Raw genomic sequence first — 3,688 nt, forward strand, 5'->3', positions numbered from 1 at the left:
GGACCAGTCCACGTGCGGGGTCGCCTCGTCGACGTGCAGCGTCCGCGGCAGCACCCCGTGCCGCATCGCCAGCACCATCTTGATCACCCCGGCCACGCCAGCGGCCGCCTGCGTGTGACCGATGTTCGACTTCACCGAGCCCAGCCACAACGGCCGGTCTGCATCCCGGCCCTGCCCGTACGTCGCCAGCAGCGCCTGCGCCTCGATCGGATCACCCAGGGACGTACCCGTACCATGCGCCTCCACCGCGTCGACCTGGTCCGCGGTGAGGCCCGCCATGGCCAGCGCCTGACCGATCACGCGCTGCTGCGAGGGGCCGTTGGGGGCGCTCAGGCCGTTGCTGGCGCCGTCCTGGTTGACGGCCGTGCCGCGGACGACCGCGAGCACCTGGTGACCGTTGCGGCGCGCGTCCGAGAGCCGCTCCACGACCAGGACACCGGCCCCCTCCGACCAGCCGGTGCCGTCGGCCGCCGCCGCGAACGACTTGCAGCGGCCGTCCGCCGACAGCCCGCGCTGCCGGCTGAACTCGATGAACGCACCCGGGCTGGACATCACGGTGACGCCGCCCACCAGGGCCAGCGAGCACTCCTGGCTGCGCAGCGCCTGGCCCGCCAGGTGCAGGGCCACCAGGGCCGACGAGCAGGCGGTGTCCACCGTGGCGGCGGGGCCCTCCAGGCCGAAGGTGTAGGCCAGTCGGCCGGAGGCGACGCTCGCCGCCATGCCGGTCAGCTGGTAGCCCTCGACCTCACGCGGTGCTTCGTGCAGCGCGGGCCCGTAGTCCTGCGACATCGCTCCGACGAAGACACCGGTCCGGCTGCCCCGCAAGGAGGTGGGGGCGATACCGGCCCGCTCGAACGCCTCCCACGCCGTCTCCAGCAGCAGACGCTGCTGCGGGTCCATGGCGAGGGCCTCACGCGGGCTGATGCCGAAGTGGGCCGCGTCGAAGTCGGCCGCGTCATGGAGGAATCCGCCGCCCTGGGCGTAGTACGTGCCCGAGTGGTCCGGGTCGGGGTCGTAGAGCCGCTCGAGGTCCCAGCCGCGGTCGGTGGGGAACCCGGAGATGGCGTCGCCACCAGCGGCGAGCAGGTCCCACAGCTCTTCCGGGGAGCGCACATCACCGGGGAAGCGGCAGCTCATGCCGACGATCGCCAGCGGCTCGTCGAGCGTTGCCGCGGTGACGTGTGCGGTGGTCCGCGCGACGGCCGCGGTGGTGGCCGGGCCGAGAAGCTGCGTACGGAGGAAGCCGGCCAGCAGGGCGGGAGTCGGGTAGTCGAACACCAGGGTCGAGGGCAGGCGCAGACCAGTGGCCGTGCTCAACCGGTTGCGCAGCCGTACGGCCGTGAGCGAGTCGAAGCCCAGGTCCTTGAAGGCCCGGCCCGCGGCGATCGCATCCGAGGACGTGTGCCCGAGCACCGCGGCGACCTGCTCGTGCACGAGATCCAGCAGCGCGCCGTCCTGCTCGCTCTCGGCGAGCGAGCCGAGGCGCCGGCGCAGGGCGGACTGCGCCGGGGCGGACCGCGCGGTCCGCCGCCTCGGGCCGCGGATCAAACCGCGCAGCAGCTCCGGCACCTCGTCGGCCGGTACCCGTGCGGCGACGGTGGCGGTGTCCAGCTTCATCGGGACGACGAGCGCCCGGTCCGTCTCCAGTGCGGCGTCGAAGCGCGCGAGGCCCTCCGCGGCGGACAGCGGGGACATGCCGAGATCCGCGAGGCGCCGCCGGTCGGCGTCGTCCAGATGTCCGGTCATCCCGCCGGGCTGCTCCCACAGGCCCCAGGCGAGCGAGAGTCCGGGCAGCCCCTGCGAGCGGCGCTGGTGGGCCAGGGCGTCCAAGAAGGCGTTCGCGGCAGCGTAGTTCGCCTGTCCCGAGCCGCCGAGGGTGGCGGCCGCCGAGGAGAAGAGGACGAAGGCGGCGAGATCCAGATCGCGCGTCAGCTCGTGCAGGTGCCAGGCCGCGTCCACCTTGGGGCGCAGGACGTCGGCGAGCTGGCGGGGGGTCATGGCCTCGATGACGTGGTCGTCGAGCACGCCCGCCGCATGGATCACGGCGGTGAGCGGACGGCTCTTCGGTATGCCCGCCAACAGGTCGGCCACGTCGGTGCGTTCGGCCGTGTCACAGGCGATCACGGACACCTCGGCGCCCTGGGCGGACAGATCGGCCACGAGTTCGTCGGCACCGGGGGCGTCGGTCCCGCGACGGCTGGTCAGCAGCAGGTGGCGCATACCGTGCTCGGCTACGAGGTGCCGGGCGAGGAGGCCGCCGAGGAGGCCGGTGCCACCGGTGATGAGGACGGTGCCGGAGGGGTCGAGCTCCGTGGATGGTGTGTGCGCCGAATCCGGGAGGCTGCTGGTCGTTGCGCCCGGCGAGACCCGGGCCAGGCGCGGGACGTACAACTTCCCTGCCCGCACGGCCACTTGTGGTTCACCACAGGCGACGGCCGTACGCACCACGCCCTGGATGGACGCGCCCGCATCGGAATCGACGTCTACGTCTACGTCTACGTCTACGAGGACGAACCTGCCCGGGTGCTCCGACTGCGCCGACCGGATCAGGCCCCACAACGACGCGGCCGCGAGGTCGCTCACCTCGTCACCGCCGGTCGCGGAGACCGCTCCCCGGGTACAGAACACCAACTGCGCGCCGGCATGACGGCCGTCCGCGTCCGCCAGCCACTCCTGGACCAGGGAGAGTGCCTGCTGAGTGGCGGTCCGGACGGTGGAAGCCGGACTCACCGTGGTGTCGGATGTGGGGGTGGCGACCACGTGGGTCACCGGCTCGCCCGCGTCGAGGGCTCCGTACAGCGACGCCAGGCCGGGGTAGGAGTCCGCCCCGAGGAAGAACCACCGCGCCGCGTCCCCGGACGCATCCTCGGGTGCGTCCTCGGGGACCGGGGCGCCGGTCCACTCGACGCCGAACAGGGCGTCGGTATCGGCCGCGTACGGGTCGGCGGCCGATGCCGACTCCGCCGAAGCAGGCCGCAGCGCCAGCGAGTCGACCGTGGCCACCGGGCTGCCTGTCGTATCGGTGACGAGCACGGACACCGCGTCCGGGCCTATCGGAGACAGCCGAACGCGGAGTGCGGCAGCGCCGACAGCGTGCAACGTCACGCCGGTCCAGGAGAACGGCAGTCCGAAGCTCGACGCGGAATCGCTGAGGCCGGCGCCGTGCAGTGCGGCATCGAGCAGCGCCGGGTGCAGCCCGAACCGGCCGACCTCGACGCCTTCGGGCAGCCGGACCTCGGCGTAGATCTCGTCATCGAGCTGCCAGGCCGCGTGCAGCCCTCGGAAGATCGGGCCATACCCGAGTCCCGAGTCGGCCAGCTCCTCGTACAGACCCTCGATGTCCACGCGGGCCGCACCCTGCGGGGGCCATACGGCCAGGTCCGCGGGCACGTCCGGGGTCTGCGAGCTGAGCAGACCACTGGCGTGCTGGGTCCATGGCCGTTCCTGTGACGCGTCCTGCGGGCGGCTGTGGATGCTCAACCGGCGAAGGCCGTCCTGGTTGGGCTCGCTCAGCACCAACTGGATCTGGACGCCGCCGTTGTCGGGCAGCACCAGGGGTGTTTCGAGGGTGAGTTCGTCGACCCGGTCACAGCCGACCTCGTCACCCGCCCGGATCGCCAACTCCACGAACGCCGTACCCGGCAGCAGAACCCGACCCATCACCGCATGATCAGCCAGCCACGGATGC

1 protein-coding gene is annotated in these 3,688 nt (G+C 72.5%); it reads right to left on the minus strand.

Annotation, left to right across the window (positions count from 1 at the left end; translation table 11 throughout):
• Positions 1 to 3,688 (minus strand): type I polyketide synthase (locus ADK64_RS03115; protein WP_159046152.1); only part of this gene is annotated, 3,688 nt, incomplete at both ends.

Origin of the sequence: Streptomyces sp. MMG1121 (assembly GCF_001280015.1) — a bacterium.
In the GTDB taxonomy this organism is placed as follows: domain Bacteria; phylum Actinomycetota; class Actinomycetes; order Streptomycetales; family Streptomycetaceae; genus Streptomyces.